Annotated in this window: 21 protein-coding genes and 1 other annotated feature; of the genes, 6 read left to right on the forward strand and 15 right to left on the reverse strand. The window is 54.0% G+C overall.

The genetic code is table 11. The features are described from left to right. Nucleotides 1-152 precede the first annotated feature (152 nt). From GCU45_RS06140 to GCU45_RS06165, 6 genes are all read right to left on the reverse strand, one after another. Complete coding sequence (locus GCU45_RS06140; protein WP_076169925.1) at nt 153-590, reverse strand: hypothetical protein; 438 nt, start codon at nt 588-590, stop codon at nt 153-155. A 316-nt stretch (nt 591-906) separates the two neighbouring features. Continuing rightward, entirely contained in the window at nt 907-1,170 is a 264-nt protein-coding gene (locus GCU45_RS06145) for a YlbG family protein (protein ID WP_076169924.1), read from the reverse strand. Between the two features lie 36 nt (nt 1,171-1,206). After that, nucleotides 1,207-1,644 (reverse strand): YlbF/YmcA family competence regulator, encoded by a 438-nt coding sequence (locus GCU45_RS06150; RefSeq protein ID WP_152398380.1) that lies wholly within the window; start codon nt 1,642-1,644, stop codon nt 1,207-1,209. Nucleotides 1,645-1,757: 113 nt separating this feature from the next. Further along, on the reverse strand, nt 1,758-3,671 hold the full coding sequence (locus GCU45_RS06155) for a helicase-associated domain-containing protein (protein WP_152398381.1): 1,914 nt from the start codon (nt 3,669-3,671) through the stop codon (nt 1,758-1,760). After that, nucleotides 3,668-5,431: a DNA repair helicase XPB gene (locus GCU45_RS06160; protein WP_152398382.1), complete on the reverse strand. Its 1,764-nt coding sequence runs from the start codon at nt 5,429-5,431 to the stop codon at nt 3,668-3,670. The genes GCU45_RS06155 and GCU45_RS06160 overlap by 4 nt, the downstream gene beginning before the upstream one ends. A 184-nt stretch (nt 5,432-5,615) precedes the next feature. After that, complete coding sequence (locus tag GCU45_RS06165; protein WP_152398383.1) at nt 5,616-6,791, reverse strand: M20 family metallopeptidase; 1,176 nt, start codon at nt 6,789-6,791, stop codon at nt 5,616-5,618. A gap of 206 nt (nt 6,792-6,997) precedes the next feature. On the opposite strand from GCU45_RS06165, the gene GCU45_RS06170 reads away from it, so the two are divergent. Next, on the forward strand, nt 6,998-7,345 hold the full coding sequence (locus tag GCU45_RS06170) for a YugN family protein (RefSeq protein ID WP_105444577.1): 348 nt from the start codon (nt 6,998-7,000) through the stop codon (nt 7,343-7,345). Between the two features lie 11 nt (nt 7,346-7,356). Further along, nucleotides 7,357-8,616 (forward strand): putative lipid II flippase FtsW, encoded by a 1,260-nt coding sequence (gene ftsW, locus GCU45_RS06175; RefSeq protein WP_145158266.1) that lies wholly within the window; start codon nt 7,357-7,359, stop codon nt 8,614-8,616. 90 nt (nt 8,617-8,706) lie between these two features. Here ftsW and GCU45_RS06180 read toward each other — a convergent pair whose 3' ends face one another. After that, nucleotides 8,707-9,093 (reverse strand): Asp23/Gls24 family envelope stress response protein, encoded by a 387-nt coding sequence (locus tag GCU45_RS06180; RefSeq protein ID WP_076169919.1) that lies wholly within the window; start codon nt 9,091-9,093, stop codon nt 8,707-8,709. A 152-nt stretch (nt 9,094-9,245) separates the two neighbouring features. Between GCU45_RS06180 and cax the strand changes: the two genes are divergently transcribed. Then, nucleotides 9,246-10,319: a calcium/proton exchanger gene (gene cax, locus GCU45_RS06185; protein WP_152398384.1), complete on the forward strand. Its 1,074-nt coding sequence runs from the start codon at nt 9,246-9,248 to the stop codon at nt 10,317-10,319. Between the two features lie 213 nt (nt 10,320-10,532). Here the strand turns inward: cax and GCU45_RS06190 are convergent, their stop codons facing one another. The 5 genes from GCU45_RS06190 to GCU45_RS06210 form a co-directional block, all read right to left on the reverse strand. Next, nucleotides 10,533-10,823 (reverse strand): Fpa/YlaN family protein, encoded by a 291-nt coding sequence (locus GCU45_RS06190; RefSeq protein ID WP_076169917.1) that lies wholly within the window; start codon nt 10,821-10,823, stop codon nt 10,533-10,535. Between the two features lie 308 nt (nt 10,824-11,131). Next, the gene (locus tag GCU45_RS06195; RefSeq protein WP_076169916.1) at nt 11,132-11,377 is read right to left on the reverse strand and encodes an HPr family phosphocarrier protein; all 246 of its coding nucleotides are present in this window, start codon (nt 11,375-11,377) and stop codon (nt 11,132-11,134) included. 144 nt (nt 11,378-11,521) lie between these two features. Beyond that, on the reverse strand, nt 11,522-12,637 hold the full coding sequence (locus tag GCU45_RS06200; protein WP_152398385.1) for an aminopeptidase: 1,116 nt from the start codon (nt 12,635-12,637) through the stop codon (nt 11,522-11,524). A gap of 207 nt (nt 12,638-12,844) precedes the next feature. Further along, nucleotides 12,845-13,666 carry a hypothetical protein gene (locus tag GCU45_RS06205; protein WP_152398386.1) on the reverse strand — a complete coding sequence of 274 codons (822 nt, stop codon included), beginning with the start codon at nt 13,664-13,666 and terminating at the stop codon, nt 12,845-12,847. A gap of 136 nt (nt 13,667-13,802) precedes the next feature. Further along, the gene (locus GCU45_RS06210) at nt 13,803-15,788 is read right to left on the reverse strand and encodes a sensor domain-containing diguanylate cyclase (RefSeq protein WP_152398387.1); all 1,986 of its coding nucleotides are present in this window, start codon (nt 15,786-15,788) and stop codon (nt 13,803-13,805) included. Between the two features lie 476 nt (nt 15,789-16,264). On the opposite strand from GCU45_RS06210, the gene rpsD reads away from it, so the two are divergent. Then, nucleotides 16,265-16,864, forward strand: a complete 600-nt coding sequence (gene rpsD / locus GCU45_RS06215) for a 30S ribosomal protein S4 (protein WP_076169912.1) — start codon at nt 16,265-16,267, stop codon at nt 16,862-16,864. Nucleotides 16,865-17,005: 141 nt separating this feature from the next. Here rpsD and tyrS read toward each other — a convergent pair whose 3' ends face one another. Further along, complete coding sequence (gene tyrS / locus GCU45_RS06220) at nt 17,006-18,259, reverse strand: tyrosine--tRNA ligase (protein ID WP_152398388.1); 1,254 nt, start codon at nt 18,257-18,259, stop codon at nt 17,006-17,008. Nucleotides 18,260-18,316: 57 nt separating this feature from the next. Continuing rightward, nucleotides 18,317-18,581, reverse strand: a binding site (T-box leader). A 148-nt stretch (nt 18,582-18,729) separates the two neighbouring features. On the opposite strand from tyrS, the gene GCU45_RS06225 reads away from it, so the two are divergent. Continuing rightward, nucleotides 18,730-21,846: a transglycosylase domain-containing protein gene (locus GCU45_RS06225; RefSeq protein ID WP_152398389.1), complete on the forward strand. Its 3,117-nt coding sequence runs from the start codon at nt 18,730-18,732 to the stop codon at nt 21,844-21,846. Nucleotides 21,847-22,054: 208 nt separating this feature from the next. Here GCU45_RS06225 and acsA read toward each other — a convergent pair whose 3' ends face one another. Further along, on the reverse strand, nt 22,055-23,779 hold the full coding sequence (gene acsA, locus GCU45_RS06230; RefSeq protein WP_152398390.1) for an acetate--CoA ligase: 1,725 nt from the start codon (nt 23,777-23,779) through the stop codon (nt 22,055-22,057). Nucleotides 23,780-24,062: 283 nt separating this feature from the next. On the opposite strand from acsA, the gene GCU45_RS06235 reads away from it, so the two are divergent. Beyond that, a complete protein-coding gene (locus GCU45_RS06235; protein ID WP_089548156.1) occupies nt 24,063-24,695 on the forward strand; it encodes a GNAT family N-acetyltransferase in 633 nt (210 codons plus the stop codon). Nucleotides 24,696-24,872: 177 nt separating this feature from the next. Here GCU45_RS06235 and GCU45_RS06240 read toward each other — a convergent pair whose 3' ends face one another. Then, nucleotides 24,873-25,571 (reverse strand): 5'-methylthioadenosine/adenosylhomocysteine nucleosidase, encoded by a 699-nt coding sequence (locus tag GCU45_RS06240; RefSeq protein ID WP_152398391.1) that lies wholly within the window; start codon nt 25,569-25,571, stop codon nt 24,873-24,875. Nucleotide 25,572 lies beyond the last annotated feature (1 nt).

Below are 25,572 nucleotides of genomic sequence, written 5' to 3' on the forward strand. Positions count from 1 at the left end.
CGTTCTTATATTGTATCCGATTCGGCCGTGAACCACCAACGCCGTTTAACATTTCAGCGGCAGATAAAGACTGCGAAACCCGGCACATGAATCAACAAAAATGAGCATGGCTTCCCGGAGGGGGAATCCATGCTCACGCTTACAAAACGCGGTTATTTCCGCTTGCGAGTATTTTTAATCAACGTCATTCTCCGCGAATGGCGCAGCCAGGAATAATAAGACTTCAGGTCCCTCAGCTCGATCGTCTCCGACATTTTGCCAAGGAACGTCACGATAATCATCTTGTGCAGTGGATTTCCGCTGATGTCAGTTTCCCCTTCGATCTCCGCAAATTCCGCGACGACGACAAGATCCTCGTCAATCAGGTAAACGTCCTTCTCATTCCGGTAGTAGGGAGCGATCCGGCCCTGCTTCAGGCACTCCCACATCCATGCGGCTATATCATCTATACTATGGATATCACTATGAATCCGGTCGTTGTACCTTGTCTTCGCATGATGGGTAATGACGATGTCGGCCACCCGCTTATCCCCTAAGGTCACAAAAAAAGGTTCATAGGTGCTCCATCTTTCCATTCCTTTGTCGCGCATGGACTATCACTCTCCACTACATAGGACTTTGTATCTATGTATTTATGCCTATTATATTACATCATTACCACGTTCTTCACAAGCTCCAAACTACGTATCCCGGCATATTTTCATATACATAAAAGAGGACCGGCACATCTAGGCAGTCTATATCCGTGCAAATTGGATATTTTCCTTGCTGGATGCACAGGCTTTGCCGGCGCTGAAGCCGGAAGCCATGATCTAAAAAAAGAAGCAGCCGAATTCGGCTGCTTCCTGACAATACGATAACTTTCCAGGTGGGATTGAAACTGATGACAAGCAGATGAACCTCCTACTATAAACCATAGAATCTGGTCTTATCCGTTACGTCGCTCGAATATTCCGTTTTGATCTCGTTGCGGTAGGAGCGTTCGATTTTACGCACATAGGAAAGGCGCCGGATATTTTTGGCTACTTCCTCGGCCCGGTCCGCATTCACGTACATGACGACATAGTGCATCCGGCGAGATATATAGTGAACGGTCCCGTACTTCTCCAAATTCCGAGCTGCCTTGATATCGCTAACCCAAATGATATACCCCGTCCGTTCTGCAAACATGATTTTCCCACCTCACTTATACTGGCTCTCTATATTTTACCCGCCGCAGGAGCATTTGCCCCCGCCGCCGCATCCTTTAAGATGCGAATCGTTGCCCGGCACCTTGATCGTTTCCGATACGGAATAAGCGATCATTTCGGACATTTGGTGCAGCATGTCATCCAAGTTCTGCTCGGCCAGCTTGAAGCGTCTCACTTCCTCGAACTGCTCCAGCTGCTGCTCTACTGCCTTGACCTCATCCTTGGCACTGTGGTAATTCGGATGGAAATGGCCGAAACGCTGGGTCTCTTCGAAAAGCTCCTTCTTCTTCGCCAGAAGCCGGACAAGCTCCTGTACGGCCGGATTGCTGCCAACCTGCTGCTTCCAATATAAATAATCGGACACCTCAACCGACTGATTGATCATATCGCCTAATTCATAGGCGTTCATCAGCACGGCTGCCATGTCGACCGTGTTGATCTCCGATACGCTCATGAACTTCATCCCAATTCTATAAGAATGTTCTCCTCCGTCTGGAGTAGACTCTTTTATCATATCATAACCTTTGGCCCATAAGAAGAGGTTTGACGCACTTCCTGCTGATACCCTCAGGTGAAAGAAGGCACAATCAGCCGGATTTGCTCCCAATCCCCCGGCGAGAGCAGAGCCCCGTCCTCATAACCGTCCCGTTCCGGATCAAAGAGAGTTCCTTCCACCGCCCAAGGGTGGCTCCGAATCGCCCGGGGGATGAATTCCAAACGGCTGCCTCCGCGGGATATGAGCACCTTGGTCTGCCATTCCAAGGCCTGTTCCATAATGTGCTGAGCGGTCGTTCCGTGATAATTCCGGAAATCCTGGGTCCACATTTTCGGAACCTGCCCGTAACCCGGGAACAGGGACTCCGGCTTCGGAATGTCGGAATCCGGCTCGAAATACTGGATATTCCGGCCGCTGTACACCAGACCGCCGGCGGCGGAAAGCCCGGTTTGGCGGAACTTTTCTTCATGGATCCGCTGCCCCGCCAGGTCCGGTGTGGAGTCATGGATCAGCGGATATGCGGAAACGGTCCGGCCGGGTTCGGCGATCGCCTTTAAAGGAGAGAGTCCCGACGAATCCAGGATTTTCCTCACTTCAGACACCGCGCCAGGGTTCACGAGAAAATGCTTCGGACCAATCCGCTGCAAATGCCCTCTCAGCTTCGGATGCGCTTCGATCCGATCGCCGTCTTCTTCAGCCGAACACGACAGCAGCATGGCTTCCTCAAAGCGGGTCCGGCCGATTTCCCGGCCCCACTGCTCCAAAGCCAGCCTTACATTCTCCGGAACGCCGCCGCTCGAGAAGTTGTCCAGCAGCTGCGTCATTTCGGCCGCGCTCATGCCGTTCTCCACCGCCCGGGCCGTGCTGCTGCGGGTCAAACGGTATATGGACATCCGTTCACTCTGTACCCGCTCCGAGCAGGCAAGCAGCTTCCATCGGATCCGGTACGGCACATCCGGCGGAACGATGACGTCAAAATCCGGCTGAACATAGAAGCGCCCCTCTCCCGCCATCTCTTGATCTTCGCCGCCCGAAACCAGAACGAAGGCCGGATCCATGGCCCACCGGAAACAGCAGCGTCCGCTGCCGTCCTCAGCGGTGTCGCCCCAGCCAAACCCTGCCAGCGCCGCCATCCATGCCCGGGCTCCCGCTTCCGAAACGGACCGGGTGAGCAGAACCTCCCGCTCCATCCAATCCAGCATATTCGTCATATCGTACCAGACACCTGGTTGGAAAGAAGGATGGCAAAGAAGGTAACGAAAATGCTGCAGCGACGGGCTGTTCATGCCATATCGGTCCAACACCGCCGGGAGCAGCACCCGGTTCATCTCCTGTTCAGACAGGCTCAGCCATTCGCCGAGCCGCTCCTCTTCCAGCAGAATCCCCTGGCTTTCTTTCACCGCAAGGCCGAGGCACAGCATCATATCGAGCAGCACCGCGGCCACAAGCGGATAGGATTCAGCATTCGCGTATTGGAGCTGCAGCGCTTCAAGGTCGGAATCCTTCAAGTGCACGGCTTCCAGCAGCTTCTGGATATTTTTCTTATGTACCGTTCCTTTCGCCGTTAAGGGAAGCCCGTGCTCGGCCGCAGCCGCAAGCGCATGCAGCAGATCCAAAGCCAGGCCCGGCTTGGCTTCGCTGATCCGATGCACATTTGAATCCGGGACGGCTTCTGCTTCGGGGGTGAAAAACTGCCGATACAATAGACCCAGGCTTTCCAGGGGAATGTAGTAGAGCTTTTCTCCCCAAGCCTTTTTCACCGCCTGGATCAGGCCGGCTCGTCTCAAGCGGATAAAGGACAGCTCAAGCTCCGCACCACTTCGGCCGCTGCTCATCACCGTGGTCCGGGCGTCGTCGCTGAACGGCTGCCCGGCAAAACGGACGATCAGCCGTTTAAGCAGCTCGGCATCCTCCGGAGCCAGCGTACGCAGGATGGACCGGATCGCGGATTCCTGCGGCCGGTCTTCGTTCATTTCAGTGCTCATGGTCGGGATGATGCCTCCTTTAGGTCTGGAATGGGACGGTCCTTCGCAGGACGGGAAGAAGCCCGCTCATGACTGGACCCAGAACGAAACAGCCCGGGATCCGAATCATATCGGACGGAATACTCATACCCCTGTTCGACAAGGAACAGCTGGCGGCGGATGGCAAAGTCCTCTTCTTTGCTTTCTTGGGACACCAGCGCGTAAAAATATGCCCGGTTGTTTCCGGTTTTCGGACGAAGAATCCGCCCCAGACGCTGGGCCTCCTCCTGCCTCGAGCCGAAGCTGCCTGATATTTCAATCGCCACGGAAGCGTCCGGCAGGTCGACGGCGAAATTGGCTACCTTGGAAACGGCCAGCACTCTGATCTCGCCCCGTTTAAAAGACTCGTAGAGCCTTCCGCGTTCCTTGTGCGCCATTCGCCCCGAAATCAGCGGAATGCCCAGCGATTCGGACAGTTGCTTCAGCTGATCGATATACTGGCCGATAATGAGGATGCTCTCCTCCGGATGCTTAGCGAGCAGCCTGCGAACGACCTCGAGCTTGCCGGGATTTTCGGCGGCGATGCGGAACTTCTCCTTGCCCTCCGCATACGCGTATGCTTCACGCAGCTCCGGCTCCATCGCCACCCGGACTTCCGTGCATTCAACCTTCGCAATCCAGCCCATGGACTCCAGCTCCTTCCAGGGCATCTCGTAGCGTTTCGGCCCGATCAGCGAAAATACATCCTGCTCGCAGCCGTCCTCCCGTACGAGCGTAGCGGTCAGTCCCAGCCGGCGGGTCGCCTGGATATCGGCCGTCGCCCGGAACACCGGAGCCGGCAGCAGATGCACCTCATCGTAAATGATGAGCCCCCAATTCCGTTCATTAAACAGACGCATATGCTCAAACTCGTCCTCTTTGGAGCGGCGGTGCGTCAAAATTTGATAGGTGGCCACGGTGACCGGGCGCACCTCCTTCTTCTGCCCAGTATACTCCCCGATCTGGGAAGGATCGAGCGTCGTCTTGTCCGTCAGCTCCGCTATCCACTGTCCGACGGAGGTCGCGTTCGACGTCAGGATCAGGCACTCGCACTGCTGCTTCTCCAGCACGCCAAGGCCGATGACCGTTTTCCCGGCTCCGCAAGGGAGCACCAGCACCCCGCTGCCTCCGCTCCCGGCCACCCCTTCGAAAGCGTCGGCCGCCGCCTGCTGGTAGTCCCTCAGCGCAAATGAGCCGCCCTGCGCTTTCCAGCCCAACTGCAGCGGCTGCCCCTCATGATATCCGGCCAAGTCCAGGACCGGATATCCGAGCCGCGTCAGCTCCTGCTTGATCCGTCCGCGGCGGACCGCATCAAGCTCCGCCTGCTCCGGCGCGGCGCGGCGCAGCCCGCTGGCCTGCACGGCGGGGATCGCCAGCACTTCATCCAGCAGCTGCGGATCGGATGCCGTCAGCTGGAGCTTCCCGGCTTCCGCCTTCCCCGCCTCGATCCGGAGCTTCCCGTATCTGCCGACCAGGCTGCGGATGTCCTGGATTAACGCGGATGGAACCTCCCATCTGGAAATCGAAGCCAGGGCGTCGACGATTTCCTCCGCGGTCCATCCCAGCGAAGCGGCATTCCACAGCGATAACGGAGTGATCCGGTACGTATGAAACGCAGAAGGACTCTTGACCAGCTCTGCAAAATGGGCCAGCTTCCCGCGGGCTTCCTCAAACCCCGGATGTCCGCATTCCAGCAGGACGGTCCGGTCCCGCTGCACGATGCATGCTTTTGTATCGCTCATCAAATCCCCTTCTTTCAATCCGAATTGTTCTTTCAGCCTTCAAACATATGAAAAAGTTCATCTCCTAGAGCGGAAATGAACTTTTCCTCTTCCATTTCAAGTTTTCCCATCATCCGCCAAAACATTCGTGCCTTCAGGAACCCTTCTCTCGGCAAGACCGGGAGACTCGGCGGCCCGAGCCTGCCTATTCCCATCCCTGATAGGATTGGGTCATCGTCACCAGCAGCTTGGCGGCGCTCAGCATGGCCGATTCGTCAAAGTCAAACCTTGGATGATGATGCGGATAGACGGCCTGAAGCTCTTCGTTGCCTGCTCCCACGAACATAAAGCACCCGGGGATTTCCTGCAAATAGTATGCGAAGTCCTCCGCAGGCATAATCTTCTCGCAACGCTCCACCTTTGACTCCCCGAACACCTTCGGCGCTTCGCGGAAAAATCTTTCCGTCTCCACTTCATCATTCACAAGAGGCGGGTAACCCATCAAATATTGAATTTTCGACTCCGCTCCATAAGTCTGCGCCGTAAGTCGGGTTATTTCTTCGATCCGTTCGCGGATCAATTGGCGCGTCTCCTCATCAAATGTCCGTACGGTCCCGGTAATCCGGCACGATTCGGCAATGACGTTCTGCGCGCTTCCGCCCTGGATCGTTCCGATCGTAACGACCGCCGGCCGAAGCGGGTTGACCGAACGGCTGACGATGCTCTGCAGCTGCATGACCAGCGCCGATCCGGCCACCACGCTGTCCACCGTCACGTGCGGCATGCCACCGTGGCCGCCTTTACCGATGATATCGATAAAGAACTCATCCGCTGCCGCCATCATCGGCCCCGGCGTGCTGGCCGCGGTTCCTGCCGGGAACGGCGTCCATAAGTGCACGCCGTACACCGCGTCGGCCCCCTCCAGAACGCCGGCCTCGATCATCCCCTTGGCTCCGCCCGGGCATACCTCCTCCGCTGGCTGAAATACGAACCGGATCTCTCCGGGGAGATCATCCTTCCGGGCGCTGAAGTATGTCGCCACCGCCAGCAGGACCGACGTATGCCCGTCGTGACCACAAGCATGCATGACGCCCGGAACCTCGGACGAATAATCGCACGACTTTTCATCCTGGATCGGAAGCGCGTCCATGTCCGCCCGCAGCACGACCGTTTTCCCCGGCTTGCTTCCTTTTAATACGCCGACTACCCCATATCCGCCGCCAAACCGCGTCCGGACGTCGATCCCCAGCTCCCGCAGCCTGTCCGCCACGAACGCCGACGTCTTCTCCTCGTGGTAAGACAGCTCCGGATGCCGGTGCAGATACCGCCTCCACTCCACCATTTGCGGCTGCAGCTTGCCCAGCAGTGCTTCTTCTTTCATATGTATCCGTCCTCTCGCCATAGAATGGATGTTAAGTTGCCGATATGTCATCCCACATCGCGGTTGTGAACCCTTTTTTCTATTGTAGCAGAAACGCTTAAGATGGGGTATCGCCCCAATACTGCCAAGGCTTGCACAAGTGTTTAAAACATAATATCATGAGTAAAGAACTTTACAGGCAACCAATAGAGGAGGATTTAGTAACCATGATTTTTGAAAATACGGGACTGGACGGCATCAAAGCCGACTTGGCGTTTATGGACGAAGTAGCCGAGAAAGTAGGCTTTGTCCGCTGGCAGTGGGAATACTACCGCGCTACATATGACTATAAGATCGAAGATAAAAACACCAATTCGGAGTATTTCGTCCGGATTAACACCCGTGCAGTGGAGGGTAAGCTGGAAAAGCCAAGCACCGTGCTGCAAATTGAAGCCGTGTACATGGGTAAAGCGACCTTCCCTCACGGGCTGGAATACGAATCTCCGATTCCGTCGTCCATCATGGGGATTGCAACCAAGAAGCTTCAGCAGTTTAAAGCCGCTCTGGAAGCCTAAGCAGGTCTCTTATGAGAGAAGAAAAACCCCAACAAACCAAGAGAGGGACGCCGGATTTCCAATTGCTCATCCTCACCTTGCTGTTGGTTGGTTTTGGGCTGGTCATGGTATTCAGCGCCAGTTCGAGCTTGGCCATCGCTAGCAAGGATTTTCACTATGACTCGCTGTATTTTACGAAAAGACAGTTCATGTGGGCCGCGCTGGGCACGATTGCCATGTTCGTCGCGATGAACATTCCCTACACCAGGTACAAGAAGCTGTTTGCCCCGCTGTTTATCGTTACAGTCATCATGCTAGTGCTGGTTCTTCTGGTCGGATCAGTCAGAAACGGCGCCCGAAGCTGGTTCGGCGTCGGATCTCTCGGCATCCAGCCGACGGAGATCGCGAAGATCGCGATTATCCTGTATCTGTCCGCTTTGATCAGCAAAAAAGGGGAGCGCTTCCGCGACCTGCGGACAGGCTATATCCCGGTCATGGTCATCGTCGGCTTTGTCGCCGGGCTTATCATGATGCAGCCGGACCTCGGCTCCTGCCTCATTCTGGTGGCCACAAGCGCTCTGATCATCTATGCCGGGGGCGCGAGCCTCAAGCATATGATAGGGTCCGCCCTGCTACTGATCCTGGGTGCGAGCCTCGTGCTGGGAGCTAACGCCCTGATCAAGTCGGTGTCCCATAGCGGGGAGCAGGCGGTGCAATCGAGCAACTATAAGCTCGGCCGGATTAACGCCTTCTTGGACCCGTTTAAGGATCCTCAGGGGGAGGGCTACAATCTGCTGCAGTCGCTGACCGCTATCGGTGAAGGGCAGTTGACCGGAGCCGGATTCGGCAAAAGCGTGCAGAAGCTTCATTATTTGCCTAACCCCTATAACGACTTTATCTTCTCCGTCATCGGCGAAGAGTTCGGGTTTATCGGAACATCGATCTTCCTGATCGTTTATATTTACTTCATCTGGCGAGGGATCATCATCGCGCTGAGGTGTCCCGATCCGTTCGGAACGCTCGTCGGCATCGGGATTATGGGCTTGATTGCCATTCAGGCGTTCATCAACATCGGAGGCGTCACCCAAACGATCCCGCTAACCGGGGTAACCCTGCCGTTCATCAGTTACGGCGGAACTTCCCTGCTGATCATGATGGCGAGCATGGGGATCATGCTCAGCATCTCGCGGATCAGTACGCTGCCGTCGAAGCAGGAGCAAGTGAAATCGGTGACTGTCAAGAAACCGTCGGTCGCGGTTTCCTCCCGCAATCAGACGCGCCGCTTTAACTGAACCTTCAGGGGGATACCCTGAAGCGGCCCATACCAAAAAGACTAGAGGACGCTTACGTCCCCTAGTCTTTTTTTCGTCTTATTCATGTGCTTATTTGGTGCGCGTAGGTACCTCTTCGATCATGTCATCTTTAAAAGCGACGCCTTCCACTTTCACGTTCACTTCGACCACACGCAGACCGGTCATGCTTTCGACAGCTTCACGCACGTTTTGCTGAAGCATGCGGGATACTTCGTGAATCGGGGTTTCGTACAGCACGATGATTCGCAGGTCAATAGCCGCTTCCAGCTGGCCTACCTCCACCGTGACACCCTTCTGCACGTTTTTTCCGCTCAGGCGCTTGGCCCATCCTTCCGACAAACCACCCGACATAGCTGCGATCCCTGGTGTTTCGAGTGCGGCCAGTCCGGCGATTTTCGCTACGACATCATCTGCAATCCGTATGGTTCCATTCTCTAGTTGGAGTTGTTCCGACATGCTCCATCCTCCTTTACATCCATTATCCGTTATTGTAAATCCTAACAGGCCCAAAAAGCAAATCCCAAGCCCTGCCGATTTGTTTACAACCTTATACAATTTGGGTATATTGAATAAGAATCGAACTTACATAAAGCAAGAGGTGTCAAAAATTGAAAAAATGGATCAGCCCCACCCTGCTCATCGCCTTCTTTATTCTTAGTGCAGTGGGACATTTCGCAGGCTGGGACGCAACGCTGCAGTTTATTCTGTCCGCGATTTCTGTCATCTTTGTGGCCGGGTTTTTGGGCAGAGCGACAGAGAACGTATCGCATTATGCCGGACAGCGGCTCGGTGGATTTCTGAACGCCACCTTCGGTAACGCAGCGGAGCTGATTATCGCCATCTTCCTCGTGAAGGAAGGCTTGTTCGACATGGTCAAAGCCAGTCTGACTGGTTCGGTAATCGGAAACTTGCTGCTGGTACTGGGACTCAGCATTTTTGCCGGAGGACTGAAGTTTAAAATTCAGAGCTTCAACGTATCGCTGGCGGGTATGAACGGCTCGCTGATGCTCGTCGCCGTGATCGCTCTGATCGTGCCTGCGGTCTTCCTGCGCAGCCACTCCATTACCGGAAGCGATACCCAGCTGCTGAGCCTTATCGTGGCTTGTATCTTAATCGTGGCTTACCTTGCCTGGCTTGTCTTCTCGATGATTACTCACAAGAAGTACTTGGCAGATGTCACCGACGAAGAGGATGAAGAGCTGCCTCATGAACGCGAGCCGGAATGGTCCAAGGGCAAATCGATCCTGTATCTCCTTCTGGCGACCGTTATGGTCGCTTTCGTGAGTGAATGGCTGGTAGATACGCTGGAGACCTTTACGACGCGATTTGGGCTTAGCGAGCTGTTCGTGGGCGCGTTCCTCGTGGCCATCATCGGCAATGCGGCAGAGCACAGTGCAGCCGTCATGCTGGCTATGAAGAACAAGATCGGCGCAGCGGTCGAAATCGCCGTAGGCAGCAGCCTGCAGATCGCTTTGTTCGTCGCCCCCGTGCTGGTGCTGGTCAGCTATTTCTTCGGGCCTACCACGATGGACCTGGTGTTTACAACCATAGAGCTGCTTGCGATTGGCGTGTCGGTATTTATCGCCAAGTCTATTATCCAGGACGGCAAAACGAACTGGTATGAAGGTCTGCTGCTGCTGGTCGTATACGTTATTTTGGGCGTATCGTTTTTCTTGGTGTAGCAAGGCAGCTTAAGCTCTTAACCCTGCATAGCAGGGAAACGCAAAAAAGGCATGCGCTCCAGCGGAGAGCATGCCTTTTTATACGTATAAATTTATAAATCTCGGGACCTCCGATGTGAAGGCCAAGCTGCAACTACTCATCATCGTGTGATACAGGAACAGGTCGTCTGTACTCTGCATCTTATGTAAGCCTGCTTGCGACAGGCTGATGATTTAGGCTTCCCTGTTGTTCAGGGCTTCATAGAGGTTGGCCAGATTCTTCTCCAGCTCACTGACCAGCTGTTTGCCAGTAAGTTCGGGCACAAGACCGGCGCGTACGGCAAAATCAACCTCACGTGAAAATCCGTACATCTGGGTGTCCAGCACTTCCTCATAGAGAGGGCAATAGCGTGTGGCCAGATTCTCCATTTGTACTTCAATAAGCTTCTCTATTTTCTCTGCATCATCTTTCAGCAGATTAATCGCCTTAATATTTAACTGCTCCTGCAGCTCAGATGAAGTCATGCATCTTCCCCCCTATGTCCAAAATCCTACAATTACACCCTTGTATTCTATTCTTAATATTAGACGAAATTGAACACCAATACAAGAACCTGGCCCAGAAAAACGTCCCCGGGAAGCCGAAGGAACAGGAAACTCTGGCCCATCGTCCGCAAAGACCCCGGGTTTCAATGCCAAGCGCGGCGCAAAGGGACTCTAAGGGGAAGGCTGGCGGCGGTGCAAGGTTCTAGAATAACCCCGGTAAATATCAAGGTTATGACTTAAAAAAAAGCGCCCTTACTGTTGCCAGCAGGTGCGCTCTTCTTCATCGCTTACTCAGAGACCACGTTGACGTTCAGGCCGTGTTTGGCAAACACTTCCTTCATCGCCGTTTTAGCCTCGTCCGCATCCGGTCCATGAACATGAAGCTCATAGCTTTGGCTGCTTACAAGTGTCGTAAACAGACCGAGGATACTTTTGACATCGATGTACTTGTTTTCCGCTTGAAGTACGATCGAAGAGGTAAATTGGCTTGCTGTTTGGGCGATTTCTACAACAGCTGCGTTGTTACTGGACATAGGATCCCTCCGTAGCTTTTGATATCATGTATACTATGATTTTACCACTTTTATGATACATTGAATCCGCTTTCTCGCGCAAGGAATTTCTGAAAAGCGCTGAACCTGGGGCCTTACCGGCCGGGTTCCCTTCTTCAGCTATTCCTATTTCAAGTTTTCAGGATTCAGCCCCTGCAGTTCCGGAATGACGAAGATGCCGTCTTTGCGGATCAGCACGTCGTCGAAGTAGATCTCCCCGCCGCCGTAGTCTTCACGCTGAATCAGCACGATATCCCAGTGGATGGAGGAACGGTTGCCGTTATCCGTTACTTCATAGGCTTGACCCGGGGTGAAGTGGATGCTGCCGGCAATTTTTTCGTCGAACAGAATGTCCTTCATCGGGTGCAAAATGTACGGATTAAACCCGATCGCGAATTCGCCGATATAACGTGCCCCTTCGTCCGAGTCCAAAATGTTGTTCAGGCGCTCGGTATCGTTGCTGGTCGCTTCCACGATCTTTCCGTCCTTGAAGGTAAACTTGATATTTTCGAACGAAATGCCGTTGTATACCGTGCTGGTGTTGTAGCTGATCGTGCCGTTGACGGAATCACGCACCGGTGCGCTGTATACCTCGCCGTCCGGAATGTTCTTCTCGCCTGCGCATTTTTCGGCGCCGATTCCCTTAATGGAGAAGCTGAGATCGGTGCCCGGGCCGACGATACGGACCTTGTCCGTCTTTCTCATCAGCTCGGCAAGCGGATCCTGCGCTTTGTCCATCTTGGCGTAATCAAGGTTGCATACGTCAAAATAGAAGTCCTCAAAGGCTTCCGTGCTCATATTGGCCAACTGGGCCATGCTTGGGTTCGGATAACGCAGCACCACCCATTTGGTGTGGTTGACGCGCTGCCCGCTATGTACCGGATGATTATAGAGCGAATTGAACAGTTTTACCTTTTCGTCAGGAACGTCGGCCAGATCGTTGACGTTCTCTCCGGCGCGGATGCCGATATAGCAGTCCATCTGCTTCATCCGGTTCAGGTCGATGTCCGCCCATGTCTTGAGCATCTCTTCGCCCGCGTTCATCAGCATCGTACGCTGCACCGATTTGTCGGTAATTTGTACGAACGGACGTCCTCCCCGTTTGCCGACTTCATCAATGACGGCCTTCAGCAGGTCGCGCTCCGAGCCGATCATCTCGACAAGGACATTCTCCCCCGGCTGTACGTTCACGGAATAACCGACGAGGTTTTCCGCCAGTTTTTGAATTCTAGGATCACGCATGACTTATTTCCTCCCGTTGACATAACCTATAAGCTATTTATTTGAACAAAGGTTAATTCATTCAGACTTATTGTAGCACGCATGGCAAGTCCCGTCAGCATGAGCGCTGCGGATGCAGGCGGAAAGCCCGAAGTCTGCCGGTCGGATGATGACCAAAATAGCAGCCGCCCGATCGTCCGGTGTGGAACATATCGTCATTGGGCGAGCCTAAGGCTGGAATGATACATCGTTGACCATCTTCTCCCGCGTCTGCGCACCGTCCAGATTGATATAGTCGATCGCGCTCTCGGAGGTCAGACGAACCGGAAATCCGGACTTGCGGTTAATCGTCAAATGATAGACCGTGCTGACCTGGGCGTCGTTCAGCATCTGCCGCAGCTGCTTGTCCCCCTGCTTCCAGAGCGTCTGCAGCTTTTGCTTTTGCCCGGACTGTGCGTGGGTGTAACCTGGCTGCTTGCGGAGACCCTCCATTTCCGATTCAAGCTGCTTCGCCAAGAAGTCCTTTGCGCTGGAGCTTTCCAGTTCGATCCGCAGCACTTTGGTGCCGCGGCCGGCGCTGGACTCCACCTTGATGCTTTTGGGAAGCCCATGAATGCCGTCGAGCTGCTGCAAAGGGTTTAACCGGGTTAATGAAGGAGAGTTATCCTCAGGGTTCGCTTCGCTCGACAGCCTCACCCATCCCCCGTCCTGCCTGCGGAAATTCGTCACCTTCACCGTCTTCCCGGTGATTCCCCGTGCCTGGAATCCCGTGGTCTGAACCGCCTCCCCAGTAGGGATCACGCTCTCCATGGTCAGCTGGTCGTGGCCCGTGAGCCTGCCGGTGTAAGCAAAGTTCTGCACCTGCCCCTGATCCTGGGCACGGACCGAAGCCAGGCCGCTAAATGAAAACGAATCGATGCCGGCAAGTCCCGTAATCGTCTGGGAAAACCACTCCTCCGGCGATTTCGAGTCCTGAAACATGCCGCAGCCTGTCAAACCGCCGCAAAGGCCGAGCAGCAGCAAGGCGGGAAGTACCATTTTTTTCATCATGGAAAAACTGCCTTTCCGGACAAAATGAACCAAGGTTCATTTTTCGATCATAGGTCCTTTTTGCTTTATAGACTGTCCCCAGCCCGGCCAGTTCATGCAAAAATAAGGCGCCCCCACCCGAGAGTGAGGCCGCCTGCTACATATCGTTCATGTTTTCCATTTGGATTTGGTTGCGTCCGCTGTTCTTCGCCCTGTAGAGGGCCATATCCGCTCTGTAGAACAAGCTGTCTACACTCACCTGCGGGTCCGTCCAGCACCATTCTGCGATTCCGCTTGAAATCGTTACGGACGGGCTCGTCTCCCGGGCGACCCGGCTCCGGATCACTTCAGCGACTTTGACCGCCTGATGCACCCCCAGCTGCGGCATATACACAGCCAGCTCTTCCCCGCCCCAGCGTGCAGGCACGTCTTCCTCCCGGATGGAGGATTTCACGATGTCGCTGACCTGCCTGAGAATGTCGTCCCCTTTCTGGTGGCCGTATGTATCGTTAACCTGTTTGAATTCATCAATGTCTACCACGATCAGAGACCCGCAAAAATCGCTCACTTGATACTGCTGAATCATCTTATCAAGGTAATGGCGGGCGTACATGTCGGTCAGCATGTCCCGGTTGGCCATCCGTCTCAGCTCGGCGTGGAGCAGCGCGTTGCTCACCGACAGGCCGATGTGGCTGGACAAGGTCTGCAGAAGCCGGTAGTTGTCATAGGAAAAATGATGAGGGTTGCGGTGCGTCAGCAGAATCGCCCCCATCACCTTGCCGTTTACGGTCAGCGGTGAAGCGATGAGGGATTGCGAATGCGTGATTTCCATCAGCTTTGAGGGGACTTTGCCGTTCAGCGAATAGTCTGACAGAATTACAGGTTCCTTTTTATGAAAGACAAGTCCGCCGAAGCCGTACTCTGCCTCAAAAGACGGGGCAAGTCCGGAAACGTTGGATGCCATGACCTCCAGAACGTCCCGCTCCTCATTGTACTGTAGGAAGCAGCAGTAATCCGCCTGAAAAATATCCAGCATCTCTTCGCTGGCAAACTTGTAGATATCACCGAGCTTGAGGCTCTGATTCAGCCGCTGGGTCAATTCGTTAATGAGGCGCAGCTCATGAATCAGCAGGTTCGACTGCTCGTAGAGCTTCGCATTCTCGAACGCGTTCCCCGCTGTGTCGACCACCATGCCGATCAGCTGCAGGTCTAAGTCTTCCCGGAGCTCCCGGGACATCACCAGATGCAGCACCCCATAGACGCCCTGCTTACCGCCGAGCGGTATGGCGATTTCGGTGTGGCCTTCCATTCCTTCGCCACTGCCATCCTGCATCATGAGCCTTCCATCCATAAAAGACCTGACGCAAATATCCTCACCCCAGGGATGAAACACGAGCGGTTCTACCCGCGGATTGCGGCTTTGATGGTCCTGGGACATGAGCAGCCTCGCCCGGACGGTGGGGTACAGTACTTCAAGGCTGTCCAGTACTTCCGTCAGCACGGTATCGACGTCGATCTGATCATGCATCCGCTGCATGATTTGGAACAGGATGGACCGACGGTTGGCTTCCCGTTCCGTGCTTTCCTGTACCTTCAGAATGTCCGATACAAGGGCGAACTTAAAGCTTTTGTACAGGCAGGAACGATAGTGAAGCGCCATCGCGGCAACGGTGTCCCGGATTCCTTCATCAAAAAAGCGTGCAGGGATTCCGCAGACCAGAAGGCACACCAGCGCATGGTCCCGGCGCGTAAAGACCGGAATAACCGTCGTGACCCAGGAGCTTCCGCGATCCGCCGGGTCATCAGGATGGACCCAGACTTGTTCCCCGGACTCCAGGCAGCGGCCGATCTCTCCTGTCAAACCGCAGAAAGGTTCCGCAAGGAGAGCTTCATCGCCTTCGATCCACCGCCCCTCGTAATCCGTCACGGCCCACAGGGCTTGTCCGCTTAACGTCAGCGTCTGCCCTTCGGTGCGCCATTGGAGAAAGGCTTCCTGAATCACGTGATCCACATAGGGCAAATCATGAATGGACAAGTCGATCTCCTGCAGCCAGGAAGTAGCCGACTCTGAGGGAAACGCCAGCTCGGTATTCGTCTGGAACAGGCTTTGATGCTTGGTTGTTTCTCGTTGGTGTTCTGACATAGACAGGCGCTCCTTTACACCGTGCCCAGAGGGTGTCTTTCAAGGCACCATAAAATCACAATCAATCATTGTCATCCTTGCAATATGAAAATCCCCTGACAAAGTCGGGTTATGTCGGATGTGTTATAATAATCATATTCTACTCTGTTCCAAGCAATTTTGCACTCACATTTCAGATATTTGTCCTACTTTTTTAGGACTATAGCCCTATCGACAAAATTAGACTTTTCCAGCACAATGTCAGGCCTTGACTTTTGCCTACTCTATAATATAAAATCTATTGTTGAAAAAGACTGCAATATAGTCTTGATTTGGGCGTAACGTTGTGTCACCCTCACGTCATTTGTTGCTGACAGGACAGCGGCTGAACTTTCCCGTCAGTTGTGCAGTTCGTACTAGGACGCACAGGTAAACAAATACGGCGCAAATAGAGCCCTACTGTAAATTATTCGAAAAATAAAGGAGTCTACTATAACATGGCACGTTACACAGGTCCAAAGTTCAAATTGAGCCGTCGTCTGGGAATTTCCCTGAGCGGTACTGGTAAAGAATTGAAACGCCCTTTTCCTCCGGGACAACACGGTCCTAACCAACGGAGAAAAATGAGCAACTACGGTATGCAGCTTCAAGAAAAACAAAAATTGCGCCACATGTACGGTTTGGGTGAAAAGCAATTCCGCACGCTGTTCGACAGAGCACAAAAAATGCAAGGTATTGCCGGTGAAAACTTTATGTTCTTGCTGGAAAGCCGTTTGGACAACCTTGTTTACCGTCTTGGTTTCGCTAACTCCCGTGCAGGAGCGCGCCAATTGGTCGCTCACGGTCACGTGACTGTTAACGGCAAGAAAGTAAACGTTGCTTCCTACCAAGTAAGCACAGGCGACGTGATCGGTCTTCGCGAAAGAAGCCGCAGCCTCTCTTCTATTAAAGAAGCGCTGGAAAACCGTACGCATCTGCCAGGTTACCTGGAGTACAACGATGGAGCTTTGGAAGGTAAATACATCCGTTTCCCAGAGCGCGCCGAGCTTTCCCAAGACATCGACGAAAGACAAATCGTCGAATTCTACAACCGTTAATATTTGCTGCAACCAAGCCTGGAACTTTATGTTCCGGGCTTTTTGTTTGTTCTGGATGAAAAACAGGGCTGACTGGCAGCCCTGTTTATCGTGGTAGTATCCCCCGGCCTCTCCCGGCCTTCTCACGGCTTCTTAAATCTTCTATAGCAGCCGGAGCTTGGCAAATTTGCGTCTTCCCGCCTGAACGATATCGCCGTCCCGGACAGCGATCTCCGCATGGGGATCCTCGATTTTCACTTCATTCAGCTTGACCGATCCTTGCTCAATGCTCCTTCTGGCTTCACTGTTGGAAGAAGCAAATCCGATAAGTATCAGCAGCCGGACCAGCCGGATGGCCCCTCCCTGCAGCTCGTTTGCGGGGATATCGCGCAGCTCGATATCTTCAGGAAGCGCACGCTGCTGAAAGACGGTGACGAAATGCTGCCGGGCCGCTTCGGCAGCCTCCTGCCCGTGGTACATCCGGACAAAGGCTGCCGCCAGGCTCATTTTGGCATCCCTTGGGTGGATACGGCCGCCTTCCAATCCTTCTCGCAGAATCTGAAGGTCTTCATTCGTTATATCCGTGGCCAGCTCGAAGTATTTCACCATCAGCCCATCCGGCACCGACATCGTTTTACCGAACATTTCGTTCGGTGCGTCATCGATTCCGATGTAATTGCCGAGGCTTTTGCTCATCTTCTGCACGCCATCCAGCCCTTCCAGCAGCGGCAGCGTGATCGCCACCTGCGGCTCTGCCCCGTATTCCTTCTGCAAGGTGCGGCCCATCATGAGATTAAACGTCTGATCCGTACCGCCGATCTCGATATCGGTCTCCAGCGCCACCGAATCCATGCCCTGCATCAGCGGGTAGAAGAACTCGTGAATGCTGATCGGGAGCCCGCCGGCATACCGTTTGGAAAAATCGTCTCGCTCCAGCATCCGGGCTACCGTCACTTTGGAACCGAGCCCGATCACGTCGGCAAAGGTCATCGGGCCGAGCCATTCGGAGTTGTAGTATACCTTCGCTTTGTCCGGACTTAATATTTTGGAAGCCTGTTCCTGGTACGTTTCCGCATTCCGCTTCACGTCCTCTTCCGTCAGCTGTCTGCGGGTTTCCGATTTCCCGGTCGGGTCGCCGATCCGGCCCGTGAAATCCCCGATGATCAGCTGCACCTCATGGCCCAGCTCCTGAAACTGCCGCAGCTTGTGCAGCACTACCGTGTGCCCCATATGAATGTCCGGAGCGGATGGATCAAGACCCAGCTTTACCTTGAGCGGCCGTCCTTGCACAACCGACCGGATCACCTTGTGTTCCAGCTCTTCGTTCGGCAGGATTTCGACCGTCCCCCTCCTGATGACAGCCAGTTGGCGTTCAACCTCTTCCTTCTGGGCCGGCATGAGTTGTTCCCAGTTCATCGTCATCAACCTCTCTCTGATCCGTTAGAATGTACAGCAAAAAGGCTCCTTCTCGTCCCAAGGGACGAGAAGGAGCCTGCTCGCGTTACCACCCTAATTAAAGCAGCCGTTTCGGGGACGATCCCCTTCCACCCACTGCTTTCACTTCATTACGATAACGGACTGCCAGGTCCGGTGCCAGACTACTTACGCTCCTGGTGACGCGCGTTCCTCCGGACGGCTCAAGACGGTAATTCAAAGGGAGAGGCTGCCGGTTTGCACCACCCACCGGCTCTCTGATCAGCCCAGGCTCCCTTCTACTGGTGTCTTTCTTTGCCTTTTGACGATATGTGCTTTTTGGATTAACCCTATTTATACCATACACCCGAAAAAAGTCAATGATTGCCATCCATTTGGCCACGATTCGATCTCTGCATTCAAAATACGCAATTTATGCTATAATAGTTCCGTCAAAAGGAGGATAGCCACGAATGGTTGAAGATAACAAACAAAAGCCGGAAGAGCAGACCGCTCCGAAAAAACGGTCCTACGGCCGCATCATCGGACTTACCGCGATGTGGACGCTGGTCGTAATCGTTATGGGAGCGCTGTTCGCCGGCGGTACGGCAGCCGGGTACCTCACTTCCATCGTGAAGGATGATCCGGTCCGTTCCAGGGCATTGATTGACCAGAAGATGAGCGAGAACTCCATTACGGGATTCGCCTACTTCCGTGACGGCACCCCCATCGGACAGCTTCGGACCGATGAGGACAGACGCCCCGTGGAGTATAAGCAGATACCGCCCATCGTCATCGACGCCGTCGTATCGATTGAAGACAATAACTTTTTTACACATAAGGGTGTTGACATCAAGGGCACGCTCCGTGCCGTCAAGCAGAAGCTTCTGCATGAATCCGTGCAGACCGGAGGAAGCACGCTCACCCAGCAGCTGGCCAGACGCGTTTTCCTGAACCTGGACAAAACGGAAGACCGGAAATTCAAGGAAATTTTGCTCGCGCTCCGGCTGGAGCGGTTTATGACGAAAGAAGAAATTTTAACGGCATACTTAAACAAGGTTCCGTTCGGCAACGGATCCAGCGGCTACAATCTGTACGGTATTCAGGCCGCAGCCAAAGGCATTTTTAATATTAGTGATCTCAGTAAATTGAACGTCGCCGAGGCGGCTTATTTGGCCGGTCTTCCTCAGCTGCCTTCCAGATATTCGGCCTTCAACGGCAAAGGCGAGTTTAACGAAGCCAACTTTAAGCGCGCCATCGACCGGCAGCATCTGGTGCTCCGGCGTATGCTTGAGGAGAACAAAATCACGGAAGCCCAGTATAAGGAAGCGCTCGCTTTCGACATTCGCAAGCAGCTGGCTCCCCATGTGGAGAAGGCATACGCGACCTTCCCTTATCTGATGATGGAAACGGAGCGCCAAGGCGCCCAAATCATCATGCAGCTGAATGAGCAGGCGGAAGGCAAGGTTCCCGGGGACGATGCGAAGCAGGACGGCGACCTGCTTGAAGAAGCCCGGCAGCAGCTCAGCACGGGCGGGTATCGGATCTATACCACCATTGATAAAAAGGTGTACAATTCGATGCATAAAATCGCCGAGGATGACAGCAACTTCTCCCCTGACAGCAAGACCAAGGGGGCCGAGCAAACGGCGGCCATGATGATCAACAACAAGACCGGCGCCATTCTCGGCATGATCGAGGGCCGTGATTTTAACAAAGAACAGATGAACTATGCCACCCAGATGATCCGCCAGCCGGGATCGACGATGAAGCCGATTGCGGCTTACCTGCCGGCGATTGAGTCCGGCGCAATTCAACCGGCAAGCGTGGTTGACGATTCGCCGATCATTTTGCCGGACTGGCAAAAAGGGTATCATATTCCCAAAAACTCAACTTCGGGATATAAAGGATTGATGACGGCGCGCTCCGCACTCAACAATTCCGTGAATACGGTCGCGCTTAAACTATACAATAACGTTGTCGGAATCCAGAACGCCTGGAGCTTTGCCAAGAAGCTCGGGATCACGACCCTGCAACCGGATGATTATGGTGCAAAGACCGGCGTGCTGGGCGGCCTCGTTTACGGTGTGACGGTTGAAGAGCTGACCAATGCTTACAGCGCCATTGCGAACAACGGCCAGTTTAACGACGCCTACATGATCGAGAAAATCACCGACTCCAAAGGCAACATCGTGTATCAGCACGAAGCCAAGCCGGTGCAGGCTTTTTCCAAGCAGACGGCCTATCTGATGACCGACATGCTGCGGACCGTCATCACCGAAGGAACCGGCGATGTCGTCCGCAAAAATTACAAGCATTTTAAAACCGTGCCGATCGTCGGCAAAACGGGTACGACCCAGAATTACGGAGACGTCTGGTTTACGGGCTATTCCCCTGACGTGACGCTTGGGGTCTGGGCAGGCTATAAGGAACAAAAGAACACCTTGACCACCAAGGCGGCGAAGAAACGCGCCCAGTCGATCTGGACCCTCGTGATGAACGAGGTGATCGACAGAGAACCGGAGCTGTTCAAGACTTCGAAGTTCGATAAACCGGACGGCATCGTCACCAAGACGGTGTCCGCCTACAGCGGCAAATTGCCGACATCGCTCACGGACCGGTTCGTGACCGACATTTTCAACAGCAAATACGTTCCGACGGAAAGCGATGACGGCATCGCCAAAGAGAAGTACATTACCTACAACGGCGTAAACTATATCCCGCAGGATGGTACGCCGGATGACATGCTTAAGGAGAAGGTCGTCGTCAAACGGGAAAAACCGATTTCCGAGCTGATCAAAGAGCTGGAGAACGCGTTTGCCAAAATGAAGGGCGGCCACAATGCGCTGTCTTACTACATCCCGAGGGATGCCAACAGCGACATGCCGACCAAGATCGATCCGCGCGTAGACGACGGCGCCGCACCGGCTGCCCCATCGAACGCTTCGATCTCGTGGAACGGCAGCAAGGCCGTCATCTCCTTCAGCCCTACCGGACAATCCGATGTCGTCGGCTACCGGCTGTACCGCTCGGATAACGGTGGCTCCTACCGGAGACAGGCCAGCCTTCTTGTGGGAGAAGGGTCATCCTTTACCAGCGCTGCGAGCGGCGGATCCAGCTTCTATGTCACGGCCGTGGACGTGGCCGGCAAGGAGTCCGCACCGAGCATGACCGTCGGCCTTGGCGGCGGATTGACCAACATTATCGGAGGCACGGACGATCCGTCCGGGGAACAAGGACAAAACGACGGGCAGGACAATCCGGACGGCGGTGCGGCATCTGGAGAGACACCGGGAACGGAACAGGCGCCTCAGACGGCTCCAGCCGCTCCTAGCGGGCTTCAAATGGCTGCTACAGAGACCGGAATCCAATTCCAGTGGACCGCCGCAGGAGCCCAGGAAATGGTCACAGAGTACGATGTTTATTACAGTACGAATCCGAACGGCCCGTATGTCAAATTAGGCACCAGCACGGAGCCTGGCTTATTGTACACCACATCGACTCCAATCAAAGGTTACTTCTTCGTATCTGCGGTAAATAGCGCAGGCGAATCGCCAAAATCGCCGGGCGCCTACTTTGAGAAAAAGTAATGGACCTGGCAAACAGTTACAGCATCACAAGAGGCAATCCTGGTATGGGATTGCCTCTTTCTTATTGTATCGGTGTCTGTTCATCAGAGAAACCGGGAAAACGAAAACAGCCGGCTGTCAGGGTATAACCCTGGGCAACCGGCTGTTCTTTTATTCTGTTTACGGCGTTATCCCTTACCGTTAGCAAAGATAACGCTAGATTCTGTGCTTAGTCTTCAATTGTGGACAAATCGCCTGTCGGAAGGTTTAACTCCCACGCCTTCAGCACGCGCCGCATAATTTTGCCGGAACGCGTCTTCGGCAGTTTATCCTTGAATTCAATTTCGCGCGGTGCGGCATGGGCCGATAATCCCTCTTTGACGAAGCGGTAGATCTCGTCCTTAAGCTCCTGCGACTCGGTGTAACCTTCGCGAAGCGAAATAAACGCCTTGATGATTTCGCCTCTCGTCGCATCCGGCTTGCCGATGACGCCGGCTTCTGCAACCGCCGGGTGCTCGACAAGCTTGCTCTCGACTTCGAACGGTCCGATCCGCTCGCCGGACGAGTTGATGACATCGTCGATCCGGCCTTGGAACCAGAAATAACCTTCTTCGTCCATGTATGCCGAGTCCCCGGAAATATACCAGCCGGAAATTCTGAAATACTCCTGATACTTGGCCGGGTTTTTCCAAATCTGGTTCATCATCGACGGCCAAGGGGCCTTGATGGCCAGATTGCCCATTGTATATGGCGCCACTTCCTTGCCGTTATCGTCCAGGATAGCGGCCTCGATCCCAGGAAGCGGGCGTCCCATGGAGCCAGGCTTGATGGCCATGGAAGGATAGTTACAAATCAGCTGCCCGCCCGTTTCGGTCATCCACCATGTATCGTGAATGCGCTGCCCGTATACCTTCTCGCCCCAGCGGACGACTTCAGGGTTCAGCGGCTCGCCAACGGACAGAACGTGGCGGAGGCTGCTGAGGTCAAACTGGGAGATCACATCGGCCCCGGCTCCCATCAGCATCCGGAAGGCGGTCGGTGCGCTGTACCACACCGTGACTTTGTATTTATCAATCGTGCCGTACCAATCCTGCGGGCTGAAGCGTCCGCCGCGGATGACATTGGTTACCCCGTTCAGCCATGGGGCAAAAATGCCGTACGATGTCCCTGTTACCCAGCCCGGGTCAGCCGTACACCAATAGGTATCATCTTCCCGAAGATCAAGGACGATCCGCCCCGTATAGTAATGCTGAATCATCGCATTCTGAACGTGGTATACGCCCTTCGGCTTGCCGGTGGAACCGGAAGTATAATGAATAATCAATCCGTCGCTGCGGTCCAGCCATTCGATCTGCAGGTCCGCAGGCGCCTCGTTCATTTCCTGCTTATAATCAATAATGCTGTCGTCCGTCTGTACATTGTCGCCAACGACGAAAATATGCTTCAAGTCGGGAAGCTCATCCTTCTTGACGCGCCCAAGCAGCTGCGGCGTCGTAATCAGGGCGACGGCCCCGCTGTCTTCGAGCCGATCCTTGACGGCCGTCTCCATAAACGCTTCGAAGAGCGGTCCAACGACGGCTCCTACTTTCAAAATACCCATGAGGGAGAAATAAAGCTCCGGACTCCGCGGCATAAAAATAAATACCCGGTCTCCCTTACCGATACCGTATTTGCGCAGCACGTTACCGAATTTGTCGGACTGCTCCTTCATCTCCGCAAAGGTATACGACTCGTCACGGGAAGCATCGCTGTACAGGAGCGCCGTCTTCGATCCGCGTCCTTCCGCCACATGGCGGTCAATTGCCTCGTAAGCCATATTTACCTTGCCTGTGTCATACCAGGTGAAATGTTTCTCCACATCTTCCCATTGAAACTCGGAACGAGCCTGTTCATAATCGCCCATATTGGATGATGAAACCACGCTCGGCAAGATTTCATTGTGAATTTGATCCATACTTTCATCCTCCCTCTGTTCTCCCATGCTAGGGCAGCGCTTACAATCTTGTATGAGTTCATGCCAATAGATTGACACCATACACATCATGACTTGATTTACGAGAGTTTTGAATGATTGCTGAAAGGGTATAGCATACAGGTTAAGCACTTACGGAAACAGCAAAAAATGTGACTAATTTATGTCAGAGATATTATAGCACAGGATGTATGCCCCTGCCATTCCCTTTTCATTTATTTGTTTTTTTGCTATAAGTAGGTTAGAAGCAGAAAGGAGCGTCCAGATGGAACACCTCAAACTGTATCATGTCCATCCGCTGTCCCGCGAGGACCGCTGCCTGATTGTCGAAGGTCCCGTACCGCCGGGAAGGCTCGCGGAGCTTACGATGCATCCGGATCTCGACGCTTTCCGCAGGCCGGCCGAGCAGCACAAGGCGTTGATCGAAATCGCCGGTCTTCCGGAAGGGAGAATCATCATTACCCGGGATGAAAACGTGATCGTCGGCTATGTCACCTTCCATTACCCGGACGAGCAGGAACGCTGGTCGCAGGGCCATATGGCCGACCTGATCGAGCTGGGAGCGATTGAGGTGGCCAACAGCTACCGTTCGCTGGGACTCGGGCAGAAAATGATCACAACCGCTTTTGAAGGCGGCCAAATGGAGCCCTACATTGTCTTTACGACCGAGTACTATTGGCATTGGGACCTCAAATCCAGCGGCCTCAGCGTATGGGACTATCGGAAAATGATGGAGCGGCTGATGAAAGTCGTGGACATGGTATGGTACGCCACTGACGATCCGGAGATCTGTTCCCATCCGGCCAACTGCCTTATGGTCCGCATCGGCCGGGACGTTCCGCTGTCCTCCAAGGAACAGTTTGACCGGATCCGTTTCCAGCAGCGATTTATGTATTAACCATATACACAATGTTTCGGAGATGGCCTTTGCCATATGCCGGACAAGCCGAAAAAATCCCCGGTCTCCCGGAAAAGGGACAGAGCGAGCCGATCATCGTGCGGCTCCATCCTCTCTTCAAGGGACTGGGGATTTTTAGTTAGATTCCAATCGTTTCGATGCTTGTCGAGCCGCCGACTACAACCGCTGCACCATGTAATCCAGAATCGCATGGGAGCGGCGTGACGACGCTACCGTAAATTCGGCAAAATTGGCATGTGCCGAACCGTCGGCCTTGTCGGACATCGACCGGATCACAACAAACGGAACGCCGTTCATATAGCAGACTTGGGCTACGGCAGAGCCTTCCATTTCGACGCATGCTCCTTCCATATGCTCATAAAACCAGGATACCTGATCGACGTTCGCGATAAACTGGTCCCCTGAGAGAACCCGTCCCACCTTGCAGTTGACCTCTCCGAGAGCCTGGCAAGCTTCTTGTGCCAAAGCGATGAGACTTGCGTCCGCCTTGAACTCCGATACTTCCTGGTAAGGGATTACGCCACGTGCATATCCGAGCGGGCTGACATCCATATCATGCTGCACGCAGTCCGACGAAATGACGATATCGCCGATGTTCAGTTCCGGATGAACGGCTCCGGCCACACCGGTAAACAGCACTTTACCGACGCCAAACTGGTCGATCAAAATTTGCGTCGTTACCGCCGCATTGACTTTGCCCACGCCGGATTTGCAAACGATAACCGGCTTGCCTCTGTATGTACCCCGGGCATATTTGACGCCCGCTTTCGTGACCGTCACCGCCCCTTCCATCCCGGCAAGAAGCAGTTCCACTTCCTCATCCATGGCTCCGATGATTCCTATCATTTCTGGCATG

This window comes from Paenibacillus cellulositrophicus (genome assembly GCF_009363095.1).
In the GTDB taxonomy this organism is placed as follows: Bacteria; Bacillota; Bacilli; order Paenibacillales; family Paenibacillaceae; genus Paenibacillus_AQ; species Paenibacillus_AQ favisporus.